This window comes from Qipengyuania sp., assembly GCF_965277845.1.
Lineage (GTDB): Bacteria > Pseudomonadota > Alphaproteobacteria > Sphingomonadales > Sphingomonadaceae > Qipengyuania.
Genome location: NZ_OZ255844.1, coordinates 1,765,822 through 1,787,679, shown reverse-complemented (window position 1 = coordinate 1,787,679; position 21,858 = coordinate 1,765,822). Strand labels below are relative to the sequence as shown.

Sequence of the window (21,858 nt, the reverse complement as noted above, 5' to 3'; positions counted from 1 at the left end):
GTTTCGCAACAGTATGGATAAATCTACTTCACCACCATCGCCAATTCCCCGTCGCCCTCGTCGATCTTCACGGTCGATCCGTCTGGAACGTCGCCTGACAGTATCATGTCGGCGAGCGGGTCCTGCACGTAGCGCTGGACCGCGCGTTTCAGCGGCCGTGCGCCGTAGACGGGATCGTAGCCGACACGGCCGAGCCACTTCTTGGCGCCCTCGGTGAGGTCGAGCACGATCTTGCGGTCCTTGAGCAGCTTCTGCACCCGCGCGACCTGGATTTCGACGATCGGCGCCATGTGCTCCTGCGCCAGGCGGTGGAACAGGATGATCTCGTCCAGCCGGTTGAGAAATTCGGGGCGGAAATGCCCGCGCACCACATCCATCACCTGCGGCTCGACATCCTCGACCTTCTGGCCGTCCTCCATATTGGCAAGGTACTGACTGCCGAGATTTGACGTGAGGATGATCAGCGTATTGCTGAAATCCACCACCCGTCCCTGCCCATCGGTCAGACGGCCGTCGTCGAGCACCTGCAAGAGCACGTTGAACACATCGCTGTGCGCCTTCTCGACCTCGTCGAACAACACGACCTGATAGGGCCGCCGGCGTACCGCCTCGGTCAGCACACCACCTTCCTCGTAACCGACATAGCCCGGAGGCGCGCCGATCAGGCGGGCGACCGCATGCTTTTCCATGAACTCGCTCATGTCGATGCGGACCATTGCGCTGTCGTCGTCGAACAGGAACGCCGCCAGCGCCTTGGTCAGCTCGGTCTTGCCGACGCCGGTGGGTCCGAGGAACAGGAAGGACCCAAGCGGACGGTTCGGGTCCTGCAGCCCAGCACGCGCACGGCGCACGGCCTTGGAAACCGCATCGATCGCCTGCGATTGGCCGATCACCCGCTTGGACAAGATAGTCTCCATCTCGAGCAGCTTCTCGCGCTCGCCTTCCATCATCTTGTCGACCGGAATACCCGTCCAGCGACTGACGACCCCGGCGATATCGTCCTCGGTCACCTCCTCTTTCAGCAGCGCATTGTCGGTGTGGCCGCTGGCTTCTTCGAGCTTGGTTTCGAGTTCCGGGATCTTGCCATATTGCAGCTCACCCGCCTTGGCGAGGTCGCCAGCGCGCTGGGCCTGCTCGAGTTCAATCCGGGCCTGGTCGAGTTCTTCCTTGATCCGCCCCTCGGCATGGATCTTGTCGCGCTCGTTCTGCCAACGCGTGGTGAGCTCCGAAGACTGCTGCTCGAGTTCCGACAATTCCCTGCGCAGGTTCTCGAGCCGGTCCTTCGACGCGTCGTCGCTTTCCTTCTGCAACGCTTGCTCCTCGATCCGCAACTGGATGATGCGGCGGTCGAGCGCTTCGATCTCCTCCGGCTTCGATTCCACTTCCATGCGAATGCGCGAGGCAGCCTCGTCCATCAGGTCGATGGCCTTGTCGGGCAGGAAGCGGTTCTGAATGTAGCGGTTACTGAGCTGCGCGGCGGCGACGATCGCACCGTCGGTAATGCGCACGCCATGGTGCAGCTCGTACTTGTCCTTGATCCCGCGCAGGATGCTGACCGTATCCTCGACGCTCGGCTCGTCGATGTAAACGGGCTGGAAGCGCCGCTGGAGCGCCGGGTCCTTCTCGACATACTTCTGGTATTCGTCGAGCGTGGTCGCGCCGATGCAGTGCAGTTCGCCGCGCGACAGGGCAGGCTTGAGTAAATTGCCCGCATCCATGCTGCCCTCGCTCGCCCCCGCACCGATCAGCGTGTGCATCTCGTCGATGAAGAGGATGATCTGCCCGTCGGCGCCCTTCACCTCGTCAAGCACAGCTTTCAGGCGTTCTTCGAATTCGCCGCGATATTTCGCACCCGCGATCAGCGCGCCCATATCGAGCGCCATCAGCGTGCGGCCCTTGAGGCTGTCCGGTACGTCGCCATTGGCAATGCGCAGCGCGAGGCCTTCGGCGATCGCGGTCTTGCCGGTGCCGGGTTCGCCGATGAGGGCGGGATTGTTCTTTGTACGGCGGGCGAGAATTTGCACCGTGCGGCGGATTTCCTCATCGCGCCCAATCACCGGATCGAGCTTGCCGTCGCGCGCTGCCTGCGTGAGGTCGCGCGCATATCTCTTCATCGCGTCGTAGCTCTCTTCCGCGCCGGCGCTATCGGCCGGGCGACCGCCCGTCACTTCCTGGATCGCGGCCTCGAGCGATTTCGCATCGATGCCCGCAGCCTTCAGAGCCTTGCCTGCATCGTTATCGGCCAATGCGAGCGCCTGCAGCAGGCGCTGAACAGGAACGAAGCTGTCGCCGGCCTTTTCGGCCAGCTGCTCCGCCTGGTCGAGCGCGCGTACGGCGTCATTGTCGAGGCCGGGCGTCTGCTGCGCGCCGCCGCCAGAAACGACCGGCACCTTGGCCAGCGCATTGTCGACCTCGGTGATCGCCACGCCAGGATTGCCGCCCGCGCGCTGGATCAGCTGTGCGGCCATGCCCTCCTCGTCGTCGAGCAACGCCTTCAGCAGATGCGCCGGCGAAATCCTCTGGTGATTCATGCGGATGGCAACGGTCTGCGCCGCCTGCAGGAAACCCTTGGCGCGATCGGTGAACTTTTCGAGATTCATGCAAACACCCCAGTCAAGAATTGCCGCACGGATATAGTGTGGCCATTATGCAACACAAGTCCTCCCCGCAGAAACTCCGGCGGGTGTATTACCAACATAGGTAGGTCGCGCGGCACGGACCGCAAGGGTCATGCACCACGCCTGTCGTGATTACCGAGTTTTGCGCCGTTTATAGGGGACGCCAGCTGCGCGCCAGTTCGTCGAGCAGCATCACGCCGTATCCGCTCGACCCGGCGGGCACCAATGGCGAGCTGGTCGAAGCCTCGTCGACTGAAGCCATGTCGATATGAATCCAGGGCAGGTCTTCGGGCACGAAGTATTCGATGAAATGCGCCCCGGAACTGGCCCCCGGCGTCACGCCGCCATTGACCACATCGGCAATGTCCGATCCGCGAACGGCCTTGCGATAGCTTTCGTGCAGCGGCAGCTGCCACAGGGGTTCATCGACCCGCTCGCCCGCGGCTATGGCTGCTTCGGCAAAGGCTTTGTCCCGGGCGAAGACGCCCGCATATTCCGGACCCAGCGCTCTGCCGACCGAACCCGTCAGCGTTGCGATGTTGACCAAAGCATAGGGATCGGCCTCGCTCACCACATATTCGATGGCATCGGACAGGACGAGCCGACCTTCGGCATCGGTGCTGACGATCTCGATGGTCTTGCCCGACATGGTCCGAACCACGTCTCCGGGGCGCTGGGCATTGTCGCTCGGCATGTTCTCGGCTAGCGCCGCCACGGCAACCGCATGGACAGGCGCACGCGACTTGGCGAGGCTGTAGATCGCGCCGGTCACGGCCGCCGCGCCCGACATGTCGCGTTTCATCGCACCCATACCGCTGCTCGGCTTGATCGAAATGCCGCCCGTGTCGAAGGTGATGCCCTTGCCAGCGAGAGCTATCGGAGCGCCGGAAGCGCCACGATAGGTGATCATCATGAGGCGCGGCGGGCGGCGGCTGCCCTGCCCCACCCCGGCGATAGCCCCCATGTTCATCCGTCGCATGTCCGCTTGATCGAGCACTCGAATCGAGACATTCGGCACGCCGTCGAACAATGCCTGCGCCCGGGCAACGAAGCTTTCCGGATAGATGACGCTGGCCGGTTCGTTGATCACGTCACGGGCAAATCGCACGCCTTCCGCCAGGGCGGACTGGCGACCGGTCCACGAGGCGTCCGCTTCGGGAGCCTGCGGCCCGACGAAAGTGATGGCCTGCGAAGGCCTAGCCGTCCGGTCGCTCTTGTAGCGATCGAAGCGATACTGCCCGAGGGTGGCGCCGAGTCCGGCCATCGCCATGGCCTCGCCGCCCGGCAGACCCACAACCGCGATCGGCGCATCCTCTTCGGCCAGCTCCTGCACGATCCGACCACCGACGACACGCCAATCGATCGGCTCACCATCCTCGTCCGCAGCCCCAAACAGCACTATGCGCGGCGACCCGGCTGCGGAGGGCAGGTCGAGCAGTTCGCCCGCCTTTCCTTCGAATTCGGACGCGGCAATCCTCGCGGCCGCATCGACGGGTGGTGTCTCCAGGCCATCGGGAAGGCTGGTATCGGTCATCACCACTGCCAGCGCGGCGTCGGCCGGAACCGTGCGGGCAAACGCAATCGGGCGTTCGGCACTGTTCCCGATGGCTGACGGGACGACGCCCGACCCGGGAACGTCCTGCGCCGCAAGCATCGCAGGGCTGGAAACAGCGGCGGCGAGCGCCAGGGCCAGGGCGGTGAAGGTTTCTCGTCTCATGGGCAGTCCCCCGAACAATACGGTTGGCAGAAAATTTGCGAGGATCGCTCTGACCTAAAGCGCCGCCGCGGGGAAGTTCGACCTCGGCCACCGACGCACTGGTATCGACGAGCGGATTATCCAGCCTGCACGCCTTCGAGCCCCGGCACCATCACCGTGCGATCGCCGCCGAAATCCTCGCGCACGACAACGAGGCCCTGTCGTTCCAGATGGTCGAGTAGGCGGCGGATGCGCCCGGGCGAACTGGTGCCGTAGGCCCGCGCCAGTTCGGCCTCGTCGACCTGCGTTTCACCTGCATGGGCGGCCTTGGCGATGACGAGAAAAGGACCGAGCAGGTCTTCTTCGACCGCTTTGGCCAATTCCATGATCCGCGCCTGCAGCGCCTCGTCGAGTTCGCCCAGCCCCGCCCCGGCGATCGCGAAACGGCGCCGGAAAGCGCGCATGTCGGGCATCGGCCCGATCAGTCGTTCGCGACGACAGCGGGTGAGGAAGGTCTGGTATTGCGCGCTGGCCGACTGGAAGGCGATGCCTTCCTCGCCGGCCAGTTCGCCGATGATTTCCCCGATCCGCGTGGCGACGGCGGAGGTGTCGACCGGCTCTGCGGGCGGGCTCACCTGCCGTTCCTCCGCCCCGGCAATGCTGTCCGCCATTTCCTCGACCCGAGGCGCGGGCGGGGGTGCTGGCGGCGGCGGTGCCTTGGCGACCTCGCTGGCGAGATCGGCAGTGAGCAGCGCGGCCATGTCCTTGGGCGCGGTATCGGGCAGCGCCATCAGCCCCTCGCTCCGGCCCGTGTGGCCGGTCTTCACCGAGCCGATCTTGACCGCCATCGGCACGCGCGTGATCGCCGGACCGAGCGCGAGAAAATGACCCCGTTCGAGCTCGCGGATGCGCTCGGCCTGGCGCCGCTCCATCCCGAGCAGGTCGGCGGCGCGGACCATGTCGATATCGAGGAAAGTCCGCCCCATGAGGAAGTTCGAGGCCTCGGCCGCCACGTTCTTGGCGAGTTTCGCCAGCCGCTGCGTGGCGACGATCCCCGCCAGCCCGCGCTTGCGCCCGCGGCACATGAGGTTGGTCATCGCCGACAGGGTCATGCGCCGCGTGTCTTCGGCCATCTCGCCGGCGGCGGCGGGCGCGAACATCTGCGCCTCGTCGACCACCACCAGCGCAGGATACCAGTGTTCGCGCGGGGCATCGAACAGCGCGGTGAGGAACTGCGCGGCGCAGCGGATCTGCTGTTCAACCTCGAGCCCGTCGAGATCGAGCACGACCGAAGCGCGATGTTCGCGGATGCGGCGAGCGAGCGCCTCGATCTCACCCGGCGAATAGGCCGCCCCATCGATCACCACGTGGCCGAATTCCTCGGCCAGCGAGGGGAAATCGCCTTCGGGATCGATCACCACCTGCTGGACCATGTCGGCGCTCTCTTCGAGCAAGCGGCGGATCAGGTGCGACTTGCCGCTCCCCGAATTACCCTGGACGAGCAGACGGGTGGCGAGGAGTTCCTCGATGTCGAACTCGACCGGCTTGCCGGAGGATTCGTGGCCGATGGTGATCTGCGCTGTCACTGACCGGCAGTTAGCGAGCCGAATCCGCACGGGGGAACATGCGCGGGCATGGTTTTGCCCAATCGCGTTGCGTCGGACCGCCAGCCTCGCTAGGCCGGTTGCAAGAGAGGACGGATTTTAATGACAAAATGGCTGGGGCGCATCGGTTTTGCGCTGCTCGTAATCGTATTGGTTATACTAGTCGGGCTGGCCACTTGGGAGCCCTTCTTCGCCAAGCGCGACGACGTCGCGCAGTCGAGCGACAGCTACACTGCCGAGATCATTCGCGACGAGTTCGGCGTGCCCCATATCTATGGCGAGCGCGACCGCGATGTCGCTTACGGTGTCGCCATCGCGCATGCCGAAGACGATTTCAGCACGCTGCAGGATGTCATCGCCATGGCGCGCGGGCGCTACGGCGCGATCGCCGGTCAGGACGGTGCGGCGATCGACTACGTTTACCACCTGCTTGATGCGCGCGGCACTGCGGATCGCCACTATCCCGACCTGCCCGACGACACGCGCGCGCTGTTCGAAGCCTATGCGACAGGGCTCAACGATTATGCGGCGCGGCATCCAGGCGAGCTCAAGCTCGCCAATCTGTTCCCGGTCGACGGCGAGGATGTCGCCGCAGGTTTCGCGCTGCGGCAGCCGTTCTTTTTCGGGCTCAACGGCGTCATCGAGCCATTGGTGAGCGGTGCCGAGCTGCGGCGCGAGTTCGGTCGGGACATTCCCGGCTACCCGCGCGAAGGCACGGCGGACACTGCCTTGCGCCCCGTCGGCGAGGACAAGGAAGACAGCCTTTCCCTGTCCCCCTTCGGCCCCGATGGCGCGCACAACGGCTCCAACGCCTTCGCCGTGACGCCCGAACGCTCCGGCGGTCCGACCACGCTGATCTCAAACAGCCATCAGCCGCTACGCGGGGGCGTCGCCTGGTACGAATTCAGTGTGGAGAGCGAGGAAGGCTGGCACTTCACCGGAGCGAATTTCCCCGGGTCGCCTTTCCCCTTCCTCGGCCACAACCGGACGCTCGGCTGGACCAACACCGTCAACACGCCCGACATGGTCGACATCTACCGGCTCGAACTGGACGAGAGCGGCCAGCGCTACCGCTTCGACGGCGAATGGCGCGATCTCGAAACCCGCACGGTCACCCTGCCCGTCCGTATCGGTCCGGTGGTCCTGCCGATCCGCCGCGACATCCACCGCAGCGTCCATGGACCGGTCATCAAGAACGGCAAGGGCACCTTCGCCTTCCGCTATGGGGGGATCGACAATCTCGGCCAGCTCGATGCCTATTACCGGCTCAACAAGGCGAGCGATCTCGCCGAGTGGGAAGCGATCCTGGCACGTATGGACATTCCCTCGACCAATTTCATCTATGCCGATGCCGAAGGGAATATCGCCTATGTCTACAACGCCGCGATCCCCGACCGGCCGGAAGGACCGAACTGGCGCGGTGTGCTCGACGGGTCGGATCCGTCGCTGCTGTGGGACGGCCCGGTCGAGTACGAGGAACTGCCGCGCTATGTGAACCCGGCCAGCGGCTGGCTCTACAATGCCAACAACACGCCGTTCACCGCTGCCGGTGATGGCAGCGATCTGGCGCCCGAGGATTTCGCGCCCGAGCTGGGCGTGGAGCTCAAGCAGACCAACCGTTCGCGCATGGCATGGAAGCTTCTCAGCGAAGCCGGACAGCTCGATCGCGCGGCGCTCAAGAAGATCAAATATGACACGACCTACACGCGGGCAGGATATATTGCCGATTTGTGGGACGAGTTCGCCGGTCTCGATCTTTCGGGCAGGCCCGATCTCGCCCCTGCCCGCGACCTGCTGCTCGACTGGGATTTCACTGCCGACAGCGTCGGCCCTGCGGACAGCCTCGCCCTGCTGACCATCCGCGAATTCATGTCCTGCCGCTACCAGAACAAGGCCTGTCCCGAAGTGCTGGACGAGCTGGAAAGCGCCGTCGAGCATCTGAATACGCATTTCGGCCGAATCGATCCGCCTATGAGCGAACTGCTACGCCTGCGCCAGGGCGACATCGATCTCCCGCTGGACGGCGGTTCGGACACGCTGCGCGCTTCGACCCTGTGGAACGTCGACGAGGACGGCCGCCTGTCGCTCAAGCATGGCGACAGCTTCATCCAGTGGGTCGAATGGATGCCGGGCGAGCGGGTGTCCTCGCGCTCGATCCAGCCCTTCGGATCGGCCACCACCCGGCCCGATTCCCCGCATTACGCCGATCAGGCTGCGCTGTTCGTCCAGCACCGCTTGAAGCCGGTGTATTTCTGGCGCGAGGACGTGCTTGCCAATGCAAAGCGCCGCTATACGGTCACCAACCGGCCCGCGCGCTAACACGGAGTTTTCGATGCGTCGCATTTTGATGAGCGGCATTGCCGCGGTTGCCCTGGCGGGATTCGCCTCCGCAAACCCTGCAATCCTTGCCGCGCAGGAGGTGGCCGAACCCGCGCCGCTCGCCGAATTGGTCGAGAAGGTCGATATTCCCTACGAGCAGTTCACGCTCGACAACGGGCTTACAGTCCTCGTCCATACCGATCGCAAGGCGCCGATCGTCGGGGTGACCACATATTACCGCGTCGGCTCGAAGCACGAACCGCGCGGACGTACGGGTTTCGCGCACCTGTTCGAACATCTGATGTTCGGCGGCAGCGAGAACGTCGAAAACTTTGATATCCCGCTCGAAGCGGCCGGTTCGACGACCACGAATGGTTCGACCAGCTTCGACCGCACCAACTATGTCCAGACCGTCCCCACCGGCGCGCTCGATCTCGCACTGATGATGGAAAGCGACCGCATGGGCTATCTGCTAGGCGCAATCAGCCAGGAGAAGCTCGATAAGCAGCGCGGCGTGGTGCAAAATGAAAAGCGCCAGGGCGACAACCAGCCCTACGGCCTGACCTTCTACGCCATTCTCGAGGGGCTTTTTCCCGTCGGCCACCCCTATCGGCATTCGACCATCGGTTCGATGGCCGATCTCGATGCCGCCAGCCTGACCGATGTGCGCAACTGGTTTATCGACAATTACGCGCCCAACAACGTCATCCTGTCGCTGACCGGTGACATCGACGCCGAAACCGCCCGCCCCATGGTCGAGCGCTGGTTCGGTGCGATCCCCTCCGGTCCCGAAGTGCCTGAGGTCGAGGCCGAGCCGACCACGCTCGCGGCCGAGAAGTCGCGCGTTATGGTCGATCAGGTGCCGCAGGCGCGGATCTATCGCGTGTGGACCGGCCCGGCGCTGACGCATCCGGACGCCGAGCCGCTGCGGCTGGGCATGAGCGTGCTCGGCGGGCTTGCCAGTTCGCGGCTCGACAATGTCCTCGTCCGCGACGAACAACTGGCAACCGGCGTCGCCGCCTACAGCTACCAGTCCGAACAGGTCGCGATCCTCGCCGCGCAGATGGATGTGAAGCCCGGTGTCGACCAGGCGGTTGCCGAAGCGCGGCTCGACGAAGTGATCGCCGAGATGATCGCCAACGGCCCCGATGCCGACGAGCTGGCACGCGCCGCGACCAGCCTGGTCTCGAGCGAGATCGATGCGCTCGAGCGCGTGGGCGGTTTCGGCGGCAAGGGTTCGACGCTCGCCGAGGGGCTGCTCTACACGGGCGATCCGGCAGTCTACAAAACCCAGCTCGCGGCCATCGCCGCCACCACGCCAGCACGCGTGACCGAAGCCATGCAGCGCTGGATGACGCGCCCGGTCTATCGCCTGGCTATCGTGCCCGGCGAGCGCACGGAGAGCGGCGCGACCATGGGCGGCTGGGGCGACGAGGCGACCACGCCCGTCCCCGAGCCAGATGCCAAGGAACCGGTCGAAATCACCCGCACCGGCCCGCCGCGCGAACTGCCCACGCCCGAGCCGGTCGGCCCGCTGACCTTCCCCGCAATCGAGCGCGCCGAGCTGGACAATGGCATCGAAGTCGTGCTCGCCCGGCGCACGGCCGTGCCCAAGGCGGTCATCAGCATGCAGTTCGACGCCGGCTATGCCGCCGATGGCGCGGCGCGGGCCGGCACCCAGTCGCTGATGATGGACCTGCTCGAAGAAGGCACCGAGACGCGCAGTGCGGTCGCAATCGCCGAAGAACAGGAACGCCTCGGAGCATCGATTTCGACCGGCAGCTCGCTCGACACCAGCTCGGTCACGATGAATGCGCTCACCGCCAACCTTGCGCCTTCGCTGGCACTGATGGCCGATATCGTGCGCAATCCGGCCTTTGCCGACAGCGAAGTCCAGCGCGTGCGCGACCAGCGGCTTGCGGCGATCGCCCAGCAGCTTTCCTCGCCCGGCGGGCTTGCCAGCCGGACGCTGCGCCCGCTCGTCTTCGGCGATAACCATCCTTACGGCTCGGTCGGCGGGCTGGGCACGGTGCCGGTGGTCGAGGCGATCGGCCCCGACACGCTCGCGCGCGAACACGATCGCTGGATCAGGCCCGAAAACGCCGCGATCTACGTGGTCGGCGATGTCACCATGGACGAGCTCAAGCCGCTGCTCGAAGCCAGCTTCGGCGACTGGCAGGGCACCGGCGAGCCCGCACCCGCCAAGACGCTCGACACGGCCACACCACCCGCCGAAACGCGGCTGGTGGTGATTGATCGCCCCAATTCGCCGCAATCGGTGATCTACGCCGGGCGCATCCTGCCGCTGACCGGCCCGACTCCGGGTCTCGAAGCGCTCGACCTTGCCAACGAGGTGCTCGGCAACGGCTTCCTCAGCCGGCTGAACATGATCATCCGCGAGGAAAAGGGCTGGAGCTATGGCGCGCGCAGCGGGATCGATGCCCCCGACGGCCCGCGCCTGTTCACCGTGAGCACCGCGGTCCAGTCCGACCGCACGGCGGATTCGGTCGAGCTGATCCTGCAGACCGCACGCGACTTCGCCGATGGCACGCGCAGCGTCGATGCCACCGAGTTCAACCGCGTGACCGACGGCAATATCCGCGGCCTGCCCAACCGGTTCGAAACCAACCGCCAGGTGCTGGGCGCGATTGCCGAGAATGACGACCTCGGTCGGCCCGACGATTACTACGTCACCCTGCCCGAAACCTATCGCGCGATCGATGCGGCCGCGATCGATGTGGCGGCGCGCGATTACCTCGGCCCCGAGAACCTCACGATCGTCGTGGTGGGCGACCGCAGGGAAATCGACGCACAACTCGAACGGCTCGACTTGCCGACCACCTACCTCGATGTTGACACCGGTGTCAGTAACGCCGATTGAAACACCAACTCAAACCCTCAAGCGAAGAGAGGAATTCCCATGTCCGTAGCAGGTACTTATGACACCGTCGTCAAGAGCCCGATGGGCGACCAGAAGGGCACGCTGACCGTCGTGCCGAGCGACGATGGCAACAGCTTCACGGGCTCGATGGCCGGCGGCATGGGCTCGATGGACATCACCGACGGCACCATCGAAGGCGGCGACACGCTCAAGTGGAAGATGGACATGACCGTGCCCATGCCGATGACGCTCAACTGCACCGCCACCGTCAATGGCGACCAGATGACCGGCACCGTCAACGCCGGCGCTTTCGGCGACATGCCGCTGACCGGCGAGCGCCAGGGCTGATCGGCCAACCCGATTTCGCGAAGGGCGTCGGAGCTATTACGGCTCCGGCGCCCTTCGTTTATCCGCGCCATACGGCGGCAAGCCATTTCCCATGGTGGCCGGAATGGCGCTCCGGACGGAACCGAGACGCCGTTCCGGGCTTGTCCAGGTAACTCCATGGACGAAACCGATCCCCCCAAAGCCCGTCACCGCCCGGTGCCCAGCACGCGTACGGCACGGCTGGGTGCGTTCGGGCGGCTGGCAGGCGGCGTCGCAGGAGGTATCCTCGGCGAGGGCGCACGGCGGCTGGTTCGCGGCGAGCGACCGCGGATGCGCGACCTGCTGCTGACCCCCGGAAACGTGGGCCGTGTGACCGAACGTCTCTCGCACCTGCGCGGCGCGGCGATGAAGATGGGCCAGATGATCTCGATGGATGCGGGCGAGCTGCTGCCGCCCGAGCTCTCGGCCATCCTCGCGCAACTGCGCTCGCAGGCGCATCGCATGCCGCCGCAGCAATTGCGCAAGGTGCTCGACGCCGAATGGGGCCCCGACTGGCGGACGCGCTTCCAGCGCTTCAACGCCACGCCGATCGCTGCCGCATCGATCGGGCAGGTCCACCGCGCCACCCTGCCCGACGGGCGCGAACTGGCGATCAAGGTGCAATATCCGGGCGTGCGCGAAAGCATCGATTCCGATGTCGACAATGTCGCCACGCTGCTGCGCGTATCGGGCGCGCTGCCGCGCGAGCTCGACCTCGCGCCGCTGCTCGAGGAAGCCAAGCGGCAGTTGCACGAAGAGGCCGATTACGAGCGCGAGGCGGCGCAGATGACGCGCTATGCCGACCTGCTTGAGGGCGAGGCCGATTACCTGGTGCCGCGCCCGCATGCCGACCTGACCACAGCGCGCGTGCTGGCGATGGATTTCGTCGAGGGCCCCCCGATCGAGGCACTGGCCGACGCACCGCAGGACCAGCGCGATACGGCCATGCGCGACCTGATGGTGCTGGTGCTGCGCGAGATGTTCGAATTCGGCGTGATGCAGACCGATCCCAACTTCGCCAATTACCGCTTCCAGCCTGAGGAGCGCAGGCTGGTGCTGCTCGATTTCGGCGCCACGCGCGATGTCGATCCGGCCACGGCCGAAGGCTATCGCAGCCTGCTGGCGACCGGGCTTGCCGAGGATCACGACGCGGTGCGCGAGGCGGCGGTGGAATCGGGTTTCCTCGGCGCTGCGGCGGTCGAGCGGCATCGCGCACTGGTCGAGAGGATGATCGATATCGTCGTGACCGAGATGAACCGCCCCGGCCCGTTCGATTTCGGCGATCGCGGCTTCGTCGAGATTCTGCGCCAACAGGGCCTGGAAATGGCCGCCGACCGGACCACCTGGCATATCCCGCCGATCGATACCCTGTTCGTCCAGCGCAAGATCAGCGGCACCGCTTTGCTTGCCGCGCGGTTGAAAGCCCGCGTCGACGTGCGCGCGCTGATCCGGCCCTATCTCTGACGCGAAATCGGTCCGAGCCGATGCCGAACGAAAGAGGCCGCCGGATCGCTCCGGCGGCCCCTCGTCATTCGTGCGGAGCAGGGCTTAACGCACAACGTCCATTTCTTCGATCAGGCCATGCGCGCCATCGACCTTGTCCATCACCCACAGCATGTAGCGCGTGTCGACATGGATCGTGCGCGTGGTGCGCGGATCGAAATCCCAGTCCGAATTGACGCTTTCGAAGGTTCCATCGAACAGGAGGCCGACCAGTTCGGCGCGGCCGTTCAACGTGGCCGAGCCGCTGTTGCCGCCGGTGCTGTCGAGATCCGACAGGAAGTTGACCGGCACAGAACCGATGCTGTCGAGCGCGTAGCCCCCATAATCCTTCTCGCGGATTTCTTTGAGCTGCGCCTCGGGCGCGTTGAACGGGTCCTCGCCAGTATCCTTTTCGAGGATGCCCTCCAGCGTGGTGAAAGGCAGATAGGCCATACCGTCCTTGGGCGAGCCGCCGAGGACCGTGCCGTAGGTCACGCGCAGCGTGCTGTTGGCGTCGGGATAGGTCGCCAGGCCCTGCTCGCGCTGCCACCGGGTGATCGCGTCCATATATGCGGGGCGCAGCGCCAGCGCGCGGCCTTCGCGTTCCTCGCTCTCCTTCTCCAGCTTGCGCTCGTAATCGTAGAGCGCGATGGCGAGCTGCATGAACGGATCGTCGCTCGCCTCGAGTTCGGCAGCGCTCGCGTCCATCAGCGCCAGCCGCGTTTCGCTCTCGTCGAGCGTGGTGCCGGTATAATAAGCATCGACGATGGCATCGATCTGCTTGGCATCGTCGACGCCGGTCAGGCCCAGCGCCTGGTCGAACGCCGCCACGCGCTCCGCCTCGGGCTGTGCGAGATAGCCGTTCAGGAACAGCAGCCATTCGGCCTTGTCTACCGATGCATCATAGCGGCGGTCGAGCGCCTGCAGGCCCTGACGGAAAAACGCCATGTCGCGTTCCTGATACCCGCTCTCGCGCTGCGCGTTGGGCTTCTCCTTCTCCTTGGCGAGACGGTAGAGGCGCTGCGCGGCACCCAGCAGCTGGGGGCGGGTAGCGTTGTTGTACCAGAAGTTGGTCCGCGCCGCGGTGGCGCTTTCCTCCGACAGCGCGTCGAGCGCGGCGATTGCTTCGGCATAGCCGGCGCGCGAGGCATCGGCGGCGATCCAGGCGTTGAGCGCGGCTTCGCGGTCACGGCGACGATCGACCAGGCCGACACGGCGCGCGCCATCGATCTGGCCGCGCAAGTTCTTCTCGAAATTGTTGAGCCCGGCGAGGCGCGATTCGTACTTCACGCGCGCGTCCGAGCCTTCGGGCGCGGTCGCCTCGATCGTGTCGATCCAGTCGTTGATCAGCGTGACGAAGGTCGGGTAGCTCCACTCGAAGGTGTTCCTGACCTCGCCCAGGCGGGTGTAGCGATTGGTCGAGCCGGGATAGCCCGCCGCCATGACGAAGTCGCCGTCGTCGAGCCCTGCCGCGCTCACCTTGAGGTGATGCTCGGGCCGATAGGGGACGTTGTCCTCCGAATATTCGGCCGAGGAGCCGTCGGGTGCGACATAGGCGCGGTAGAAGGCGAAATCGCCCGTGTGGCGCGGCCACATCCAGTTATCGATATCGCCGCCGTATTTCCCGATGGCGTCGGCGGGCGCATAGACGAGCCGCACGTCCTTGACCTCAAGGCGCTTGATGAGCGTGTATTCCTTGCCGTCGTAGAAGCTCGCGACGAGGCAACGGAAACCGGCATCCTGTTCGCATTCGGCGGTGATGTCCTTCACCCGCTGGTCGACCGTGTCGTAGCGTTCGGTGGGCGAGAGCGCATCGATCCCGTCGCGCACACGCGCAGTCACGTCGGTGATCTCGGTCGTCACATAGACGCGCGATCCGGGTGCGGCGGGCAGTTCGTCGCCCTTCGTTTCGGCGAGGAAACCGTTGACGAGGTAGTTGTTCTCGGCGGTCGAATTGAACTGCACCGAACCGCGTGCGCAGTGGTGGTTGGTGACCACCAGGCCTTCATCCGACACGAAACTGCCCGAGCAACCCTGGAGTTGCACGATCGCCCCCATCGGGAAGCCGGTGAGGTCCGACAGCGCTTCGGGCGAGACTTCCAGCCCGGTCTTGCGCAGGTCCTCGGCGATTTCGGAAAGCTGGCCGGGGGTGAACATCCCCTCCTTGGCGGCGAGCGGTGCGGATGCGGCGCAGGCCATGAGCGCTGCGACAACGGCGGTTTTCTTCATTGGAATTCAGACCCCTTCCATCTGCGCAAAACGCGCAAGAATGGCCGCGAAGCTACCCCGCGCACACGCACGCGGCAAGCATCTGCTCGGCCAGCGACATGACGGGTCGACTAGGGAAGCTGAGGTGGTCCCTATCGGGCGGCAATGGCGTCAGCCCAGCTTGTCCTTCAGGATCTGGTTGACCACCGCCGGATTGGCCTTGCCCTGCATCGCCTTCATCGTTTGACCGACGAAGAAGCCGAACAGCTTGTCCTTGCCGCCCTTATACTGCTCGACCTTGTCCTCGTTATTGGCGAGGATTTCGTCGATCGCAGCCTCGATCGCGCCGGTGTCGCTGACCTGCTTCAATCCTTCGCTATCGGCAATCTCCTCGGGGTCGCGACCGGTCTTGAGCACGATCTCGAAAATTTCCTTGGCCTGCCCGCCGGAAATTTCGCCCTTGGCCTGCATGTCGAGGATGCTGGCCTGCGCTTCTGCCGTGGCGTGGGCGGGATTGGCTTCCTCGCCCAGCGACTTGATCACGCCCGGCGCAACCGACAGCGCCCAGTTGGCGACCTGCGTCGCGACAGCCTTTTCGGGCTTGCCGATGCCGTTGGCGGTGGCCGCCAGCAGCGTTTCGAAACGAGCGAAGGTCTCGACCTCGGCGGTCAGCTCGCGGGCATTGTAGGGCGTGAGGCCCAGCTCTTCCTCGTACCGCTTGCGCTTGGCGTCGGGCAGTTCGGGCAGCGAGGCTCGGCATTCCTCGAGGAAGTCGTCCTCCAGCTCCAGCGGCAGCAAGTCGGGATCGGGGAAATAGCGGTAGTCGTGCGCGTCTTCCTTCGATCGCATGGTGCGCGTGGTTCCGGTGTTCGGGTCGAACAGGCGCGTTTCCTGATCGACCGTGCCGCCATTCTCCAGCACATCGACTTGCCGGTTGGCTTCATATTCGATGACCTGCATCACGAAGCGCACCGAATTGACGTTCTTGGTCTCGGTCCGCGTGCCGAATTCCTCGCCCGGCTTGCGCACACTGACATTGACGTCGGCGCGCATCGAGCCTTCTTCCATGTTCCCGTCGCACGAGCCGACATAGCGCAGGATCGAGCGCAGCTTGCGAACATAGGCCCCGGCTTCTGCGGGCGAGCGCATGTCCGGCTTCGACACGATTTCCATCAGCGCCACGCCGCTGCGATTGAGGTCGACATAAGACATGGTCGGATGCTGGTCGTGCATCAGCTTGCCCGCGTCCTGCTCGACATGGATCCGCTCGATGCCGATCACCTTGTCTTGCGGGATCCCGGCTTTCTCGTCGGCCTCGATATGCAACGATCCCTCTCCCACCAGCGGGTGGTAGAGCTGCGAAATCTGGTAGCCCTGCGGCAAATCGGCATAGAAGTAGTTCTTGCGGTCGAACCGGCTCCACGCGTTGATCTCGGCCTCGATCGCCATGCCGGTGCGCACCGCCTGGCGGATGCATTCGCGATTGGGCACGGGCAGCATGCCGGGCATCGCCGCATCGACGAGGCTCACCTGCGTGTTCGGCTCCGCGCCGAATGCGGTCGAGGCGCCCGAGAACAGCTTGGCGTTGGAAGTGACCTGCGCGTGCACTTCGAGGCCGATCACGACCTCCCATTCGCCCGTTGCGCCCTGGATGCGGTAGGTACTCATTCGCTTGTGTCGTCCTGCTTGATGGTCACTTCCCGGTTCGCCTTGTCCTTGGCCTCCGGGTCATATGGTGGCAGCTGACCATCGGGCCCGAAGCGGGCCTCGCCATGATCGACATTGCGCGCCACGAACAGGGCGAAGAGCCCGGTCAGCAGCATCGCGCCGACGATGATCAGCATCATAGCCATTACCACCACTTCTCCGGCTGTGCTTCGAACCCGGCGCGTTGCTGAATCGCGAGGCCTGCATTGAGCACGCCCTGCTCGTCGAAGGGCTTGCCGACGATCTGGAGGCCCAGCGGCAGGCCGTCGCCGTTGAGCATGGCGGGCACGCTCATGGCAGGCAGGCCGGCGAGCGATGCGGGAACGGCGAAAACGTCGTTCAGATACATCGTCAGCGGGTCCTTATCGAGACTGCCCAGCGGGAAGCTTGCCGTCGGCGTCGTCGGCGCGAGGATCGCGTCGCACTGGCCGAAGGCGGTCTCGAAATCCTGGCTCACGAGCGTGCGGATCTTCTGCGCCTGCGTGTAGTAGGCGTCGTAGAAACCGGCGCTCAGCACATATGTGCCGATCAGGATGCGGCGCTTGACCTCGTCGCCGAAACCGGCGGCGCGGGTGGCGGCATACATGTCCTGCAGGCCCGCCCCGTCGGGCAGGTCGCGCAGGCCGTAACGCACGCCGTCATAGCGCGCGAGATTGCTCGATGCTTCGGCGGGCGCGACGATGTAATAGGCGGGCAACGCGTATTTGGTGTGCGGCAGCGAGATATCGACGATCTCGGCGCCCGCATCGCGCAGCCATTCCTTGCCCTGCTCCCAGCTCTTGAGGATTTCCTCGTCGGTGCCGTCCATCCGGTATTCCTTCGGGATACCGATTGTCTTGCCCTTGAGGTCTGCCGAAAGGCCCGCTTCCCATGCGGGAACCTCCATCTTCAGGCTGGTCGCGTCCTTGGGATCGAACCCGGCCATGGCCTCGAGCATGATCGCACAATCCTCGACGCTGCGCGCCATCGGACCGGCCTGGTCGAGGCTGGAGGCGAAGGCGACAACGCCCCAGCGGCTGCAGCGGCCGTAGGTCGGCTTGATCCCGCAGATGCCGGTGAAGGCGGCGGGCTGGCGGATCGAACCGCCCGTGTCGGTGCCGGTGGCGGCAGGCGCGATCCGCGCGGCCACGGCGCTGGACGAACCGCCCGAGGAACCGCCCGGGCTCATCGCGGCATTGGTGCCCTGCTTCTTCCACGGCGAGGCGACATTGCCGAAATAGCTGGTCTCGTTCGAGGACCCCATGGCGAACTGGTCGAGATTGAGCTTGCCCAGCATCCCCGCGCCCGCATCCCACAGGTTCCGCGAAACGGTGCTCTCGTATTCGGGTTTGAAGCCTTCGAGGATATGGCTCGCGGCGGTGGTCTGCACGCCCCTGGTGGCGAACAGGTCCTTCATGCCGATGGGCACGCCGCCCATGGTGCCGAGGTCCTCGCCCTTCGCGCGCTTGGCATCGGTGGCGTCGGCCGCGGCGAGCGCGTGGTCGGGGGTGGTGACGATGAAGGCGTTGAGGCCGGCTGCCTCGGCAACGGCCGCGTTGAAGGCTTCGGCCACTTCGCGCGCGGTGAAATCGCCGCCGGCCACGCCGTCACGGATGGCCTTGACGCCCAGGTTGGTGAGTTCGGTCATATCACTGATCCCCTGCGAAGGCAGGGGCCTCGAGCCGCCCGCACTCCGCCGGATTAATGGAGATCCCCGCCTGCGCGGGGATGATCGAATGCTTTTCCGCGAAAATCATTCGATCACCTTGGGCACGCCGAAGAAGCCGTGTTCGGCGGCGGGAGCATTGGCGAGCACATCCTCGCGCCGACCGCCACCCGTTTCGGGGATGGCATCGACCACGTCTTCGCGCAGGCGCAGCGTATTGGGAATGACCGCGGTCATCGGTTCGACGCCGCTGCAATCGACCTCGCCGAGCTGCTCGACCCATTCGAGGATATTGTTGAGTTCGGGGACCATCGTGTCGAGCTCGGCATCGCCCATCTTGATGCGGGCGAGCGAGGCGATCTTGGCCACTTCTTCGCGTGTGACTGACATGGGGAGCGCACTAGCCGCGAGGGGGCTGCGCTTCAAGCGGGATAGCGGGCCGAATTGCTATTCGAAGGGCTGGCCTACCGGCTTGCCATCGACAAAAATCTGATAGCCGGTGAAAGGGCGTAGTTCGACCTCGCCAGCCTTGTTCATCGGCTCACCTAACCCCTCATACTCGTGGATCAGTCTTCCGTTTACTACACGCTGAGAAATCGCCTTTGCTGTACCGGCTTCGACAAGTAACAGATGGGGGTTCTGACCATAGTCGGAGTTGGTCATGAGTCCGATAAGCTTCCCCCTTCCTGTTTCGCGAAGAAGTTGAACTCGGCACCCTTCCCTGCACAGGATAATTTCGTCGCGCAGATAAGCGCGCACCGCCTGTGCGGTTGCGTCATCTAACCGAGAAAGGTCGGCTTTCTCGGAAATTTCTCGACGGCCCGCCACGGACGTTGCGCCATAAGGGCGTACCTCCAATGCAAAGGTGTCGGCGGCGAGTTGAGCAATGCGCGGATTTTCACTGTCCTTCAAACGCGCCAGCGCCTCCCTCCCCGCATCGCCGAAATCCCAGCGCAGCGCGGCGAAGTCGAACTCGTCGACTGCGACCTTGCCGCTTTCCAGCCGCGCAATCTGGTTGCGCGCCGAAATCGCGCCGAAATCGAACAGCGGCAGCGCGAGGATGAAGGCGAGCACGCAGACTCCGGCGGCGAAGTGCATGTTGGCGCGGCGCACGCGCTCCATCCAGCCGGTCAAACGCCCGCGGATCGGCGCGAGAAAATAGGCGAGGCCATAGGCAACTGCCACCGCCACCGCGATCACGCCCCAGATGCGCTCCGGACTGAGGCCGTATTCGGCAATCCGCGTGCCGGTCGAGACCGCGGCGAGGAGCGCCAGCGGGAAGATTGCCAGCGCCAGGGCGAGCGCCGCCCAGCGCAGCACGCGGTTGCCGCTCGCCTCCTCGTCGTCGTTGCGCACCACCGCATTGACCAGCACGAAACTGGCGACCGCGACCGAGAGCAACAGCGGCGTCGGGCTTTCGGTGGCGTTCCACAGCACCGAAATGCCGCTCGCCAGTACGGCCAGCAGGAAAATCGCCAGCGCCACCGCCAGCGGCACCGCGATGATCGAAAACACCAGCATCACCACCGATTGCAGCGTGCCGATAATCTTGAGCTGGTTGCGCAGTACGCCCAGCGCTGCGCCGAAGGCAGCGCCCGAGAAGCTCCAGCCGAACCAGCCCCGCTCGATCAGATCCTCCAGCAGGGCGATGTCGATGGCCGAGAACAGCGCCGCGAGCAGGAATAGCAGCAGCCAGGAGACGCCGACGAAAGCCAGCGCCCCGGCCACGGTGATCGAATCGGTCCAGACGTGGAAATGCGTCTCCTCGTACGGGGTTCGCCAGCGACGCTTGTGGAAGCCCGCCTGGAACAAAGGCAGGGCGAGGGCGATCGAAACGACGCCCGCCGCAAACCAGAACGGTGCGTCCGCATAGCTTTCGCCCGCATTGGCCACCCGCCAGGCGATGCCCGCCATGACCAGCGCGACGATCGCGGCGAAGGCCAGCGGCGCTTGCCAGCGGTCGCGATCGAGCGTGAACGCGAAGGCCAGTGGCCCGAACGCCAGCGCGGCGGTCAGCGCCGCGCGCCACGGTGCCCACTCGTCCGAATTCCACTCGGCGGCGAAATGCACCCCGAGGCCGGCAAGGCCCAGCAGGACCGCAAGCAGCCAGGGCCGCAGCGGCCATTCGCTATGGGGGTCGGGCGCGTGTGTCGTCGAAACTTCGCTCATGCGCCCTCCCCCGTGGCGTTTATTCGGCGGGTGGTGCCCCTGCGTCGCCTTCGCCCTGCGGCCCCATCATCTGCTGGAGCGCGGCGGCGCGCGCCTGGAAATCGTCGCGGCTCATGAAGTCGACCACGTCGACCTCGAACACCAGATCGGCATTGGGCGGGATCGGCGAGCCCGGCGGCGGTTCGGCGCCATAGGCCTGTTCGGCGGGGATGGTCAGGACGTAGCTGCCGCCCTTCTGCATCTGCGTGAGACCTTCGATAAAGCCATCGATGATCGCGCCTTCTTCGAGCAGCAGCGGATTGCCTTCGGGGAACAGGCCCGGCGGGACCGGCAGCGGCTGCGAGCGGTCGAATTCGGTCCCATCGGTCAGCTTGCCGACATATTGGACGAAGACCACGTCGCCGAGCTTGGGCGAATCGCCCGTGCCCGCGGTTACCGTCTCGACATCGAGGCCCTTGGGCACGGCTGCCCAGGCAAGGCCCGCGCCGAGCAACACGGCCACGACGACACCGAGCCACAGCTTGGTGAGCGAGCCTTTCTTGATCGGCTGGAGTGGAACGCGGGTAATCTCGGTCATGTGAATGTCTTCCCGAAAGGCATGGGCCGATACGCTAAGGGCGCGGATTTCTCCGCGCCCTCATGGCTTAGCTCAATTTGCGAGGCAAGGTGATTTGCTGCACCAGATCCCCGCCTGCGCGGGGATGACGGAGAGCCTAGGGCGCGGCGAGCCGCGCCGAGGGCTCCGTCACTTGACGCCGTCGCGCTCCATGCGCTTGCGCTCGAGCTTGCGGGCGCGGCGAACGGCGGCGGCCTTCTCGCGAGCGCGCTTTTCGCTCGGCTTCTCGTAGTGGCGGCGCAGCTTCATTTCGCGATACACGCCTTCACGCTGCAGCTTCTTCTTGAGCGCGCGCAGGGCCTGGTCGACATTGTTATCGCGAACGATGATCTGCATAAATTCAAACACCTCACTAAGCGGGCCAGAGCCCGCTGCGCGGGTTTGCCTCCTTGAAAACAGTTTCGCCAAGAGAACGAAAAACGCGCCGAATCCGTTCCGGACCGGCTCGAACGGGGGCGCACATACGGATTCTCCCGCCCAATGGCAAGCCCCTGCGGCAATCTCCAGCATCATGATGACGAACGGACATTTGACGGCTAAGGGCAGC

Annotated in this window: 15 protein-coding genes; 4 read left to right on the top strand and 11 right to left on the bottom strand. The window is 65.1% G+C overall.

The annotated features are described in order from the left end of the window. Positions 1-23: 23 nt before the first annotated feature. The 3 genes from clpB to ACQY4G_RS08675 all read right to left on the bottom strand — a co-directional run bounded on the left by clpB (position 24) and on the right by ACQY4G_RS08675 (position 5,900). Positions 24-2,600 carry an ATP-dependent chaperone ClpB gene (gene clpB / locus ACQY4G_RS08685; RefSeq protein WP_421990285.1) on the bottom strand — a complete coding sequence of 859 codons (2,577 nt, stop codon included), beginning with the start codon at positions 2,598-2,600 and terminating at the stop codon, positions 24-26. Positions 2,601-2,769: 169 nt separating this feature from the next. Beyond that, on the bottom strand, positions 2,770-4,335 hold the full coding sequence (locus tag ACQY4G_RS08680) for a leucyl aminopeptidase family protein (RefSeq protein ID WP_421990283.1): 1,566 nt from the start codon (positions 4,333-4,335) through the stop codon (positions 2,770-2,772). A gap of 116 nt (positions 4,336-4,451) precedes the next feature. Further along, positions 4,452-5,900 (bottom strand): ATP-binding protein, encoded by a 1,449-nt coding sequence (locus tag ACQY4G_RS08675; protein WP_421990281.1) that lies wholly within the window; start codon positions 5,898-5,900, stop codon positions 4,452-4,454. Between the two features lie 120 nt (positions 5,901-6,020). On the opposite strand from ACQY4G_RS08675, the gene ACQY4G_RS08670 reads away from it, so the two are divergent. The 4 genes from ACQY4G_RS08670 to ACQY4G_RS08655 all read left to right on the top strand — a co-directional run bounded on the left by ACQY4G_RS08670 (position 6,021) and on the right by ACQY4G_RS08655 (position 12,948). After that, positions 6,021-8,237 (top strand): penicillin acylase family protein, encoded by a 2,217-nt coding sequence (locus ACQY4G_RS08670; RefSeq protein ID WP_421990279.1) that lies wholly within the window; start codon positions 6,021-6,023, stop codon positions 8,235-8,237. A gap of 13 nt (positions 8,238-8,250) precedes the next feature. Further along, positions 8,251-11,118 carry a M16 family metallopeptidase gene (locus ACQY4G_RS08665; RefSeq protein WP_421990277.1) on the top strand — a complete coding sequence of 956 codons (2,868 nt, stop codon included), beginning with the start codon at positions 8,251-8,253 and terminating at the stop codon, positions 11,116-11,118. Between the two features lie 39 nt (positions 11,119-11,157). After that, positions 11,158-11,466, top strand: a complete 309-nt coding sequence (locus ACQY4G_RS08660) for a hypothetical protein (protein WP_067691598.1) — start codon at positions 11,158-11,160, stop codon at positions 11,464-11,466. A 156-nt stretch (positions 11,467-11,622) separates the two neighbouring features. Then, a complete protein-coding gene (locus ACQY4G_RS08655; RefSeq protein ID WP_421990275.1) occupies positions 11,623-12,948 on the top strand; it encodes an ABC1 kinase family protein in 1,326 nt (441 codons plus the stop codon). A gap of 84 nt (positions 12,949-13,032) precedes the next feature. On the opposite strand, the gene ACQY4G_RS08650 is transcribed toward ACQY4G_RS08655, so the two are convergent. The 8 genes from ACQY4G_RS08650 to rpsU form a co-directional block, all read right to left on the bottom strand. Continuing rightward, positions 13,033-15,195, bottom strand: a complete 2,163-nt coding sequence (locus tag ACQY4G_RS08650) for a S46 family peptidase (RefSeq protein WP_421990273.1) — start codon at positions 15,193-15,195, stop codon at positions 13,033-13,035. A gap of 150 nt (positions 15,196-15,345) precedes the next feature. Continuing rightward, positions 15,346-16,842 (bottom strand): Asp-tRNA(Asn)/Glu-tRNA(Gln) amidotransferase subunit GatB, encoded by a 1,497-nt coding sequence (gene gatB / locus ACQY4G_RS08645; RefSeq protein WP_421990271.1) that lies wholly within the window; start codon positions 16,840-16,842, stop codon positions 15,346-15,348. After that, positions 16,839-17,027: a hypothetical protein gene (locus tag ACQY4G_RS08640; protein ID WP_421990269.1), complete on the bottom strand. Its 189-nt coding sequence runs from the start codon at positions 17,025-17,027 to the stop codon at positions 16,839-16,841. Before ACQY4G_RS08640 ends, gatB begins: the two co-directional genes overlap by 4 nt. Further along, positions 17,027-18,508, bottom strand: a complete 1,482-nt coding sequence (gatA, locus tag ACQY4G_RS08635; protein WP_421990267.1) for an Asp-tRNA(Asn)/Glu-tRNA(Gln) amidotransferase subunit GatA — start codon at positions 18,506-18,508, stop codon at positions 17,027-17,029. The genes ACQY4G_RS08640 and gatA overlap by 1 nt, the downstream gene beginning before the upstream one ends. A 105-nt stretch (positions 18,509-18,613) precedes the next feature. Continuing rightward, positions 18,614-18,916: an Asp-tRNA(Asn)/Glu-tRNA(Gln) amidotransferase subunit GatC gene (gene gatC, locus ACQY4G_RS08630; protein ID WP_291172952.1), complete on the bottom strand. Its 303-nt coding sequence runs from the start codon at positions 18,914-18,916 to the stop codon at positions 18,614-18,616. Between the two features lie 57 nt (positions 18,917-18,973). Continuing rightward, positions 18,974-20,695, bottom strand: a complete 1,722-nt coding sequence (locus ACQY4G_RS08625; protein WP_421990265.1) for a DUF4153 domain-containing protein — start codon at positions 20,693-20,695, stop codon at positions 18,974-18,976. 19 nt (positions 20,696-20,714) lie between these two features. Beyond that, the gene (locus ACQY4G_RS08620; RefSeq protein ID WP_421990263.1) at positions 20,715-21,272 is read right to left on the bottom strand and encodes an FKBP-type peptidyl-prolyl cis-trans isomerase; all 558 of its coding nucleotides are present in this window, start codon (positions 21,270-21,272) and stop codon (positions 20,715-20,717) included. Between the two features lie 168 nt (positions 21,273-21,440). Beyond that, positions 21,441-21,647, bottom strand: a complete 207-nt coding sequence (gene rpsU / locus ACQY4G_RS08615) for a 30S ribosomal protein S21 (protein WP_066772550.1) — start codon at positions 21,645-21,647, stop codon at positions 21,441-21,443. Positions 21,648-21,858 lie beyond the last annotated feature (211 nt).